Source organism: Pseudomonas sp. 3A(2025) (genome assembly GCF_054589175.1).
Genome location: NZ_BAAILM010000113.1, coordinates 555,876 through 556,776, shown reverse-complemented (window position 1 = coordinate 556,776; position 901 = coordinate 555,876). Strand labels below are relative to the sequence as shown.

At 63.4% G+C, this 901-nt stretch carries 1 protein-coding gene; it reads right to left on the bottom strand.

Features of this window, described 5'->3' with window-relative positions; genetic code table 11:
• Positions 1 to 180: 180 nt before the first annotated feature.
• Positions 181 to 864 (bottom strand): COG3650 family protein, encoded by a 684-nt coding sequence (locus ACYP2A_RS29160; protein WP_459749390.1) that lies wholly within the window; start codon positions 862 to 864, stop codon positions 181 to 183.
• Between the last annotated feature and the right edge of the window lie 37 nt (positions 865 to 901).

The following is a 901-nucleotide window of genomic DNA, read 5'->3' as shown; positions in this document are numbered from 1 at the left end:
GTCGATGCCCAGGCGCTCCAGCAGGGCGCTGCGCAGCGCCTCTTCGGGGTGATCGAGGGGCAGCTTGAGTTCGTTGATTCGTAACATTCAAAAGGTCCAGTTTCCGGGCCGCAGGTTCAGCCCGGCAGCACTACAAGAACCGGGCATTATAAGCGGCAACCGGAGCCAGATGTTACGGCTTTAATCGTTGCGCGAGCCGCCGTAGTATCCGCAACCGCGCACGGCTTTGCCGTTGATGCTCAACTCGGCACTCAGATGGCGCACCGCGCCGGTCTTGCTGTCGACGCAGCGCTGCGGCGCGACCCACAGCTCGACACGCTGGCCGTTGGCTTCGCTGCTGAGGTTGAAGCGCCCGTCCGGCAGTTGCTCCTCAAGGTAGGGCAGGGCGACAGGCGGCTGGTCCTGTACCTCGATGATCATGCCTTTGCCGCTGACATTGACGTTCCACGCAGGGTCAAGACCTTCGGCATGCAGGGTCAGGCGTTTGAAGTTGGGGTCTTCACACGCTGTACCTGTGCGTTCTATGCGGTACACCTGGTGCAGATCGAGCTGGCCATCGCTGCCGGCCGCCTTGCTGGCAGTGAAGTGGCCGCGCAGGTCGGCGAATACCCTGTTCTGGCTGTCTGCCAGGCCGGCCGCCTCCTGGAGAATGCCGGTGGCACCGCGATCGAGCACCACATAGCGGCGTCGCTCATGGCAGGGCTCGAACAGCAGCTTTCCGGCTTCACCGGTGAGATCGCCCTGCATGCGAACCATGCTGGCCGTGGACACCTTGGCAGGCGCAGGCGTTTGCAGGCCCAGCCATTGGCAACCGGCGAACAGGGGCAACAGGGAAACGATGAGGGCAGTGCGAACGACGGACATGGGCAGCCTCCAGACAGGAGGTGCCACGTTACGCAGA

Excerpts from the sequence above, each read along its gene's own strand:
- ACYP2A_RS29160 (WP_459749390.1), bottom strand. The coding sequence starts at position 864 with ATGTCCGTCGTTCGCACTGCCCTCATCGTTTCCCTGTTGCCCCTGTTC.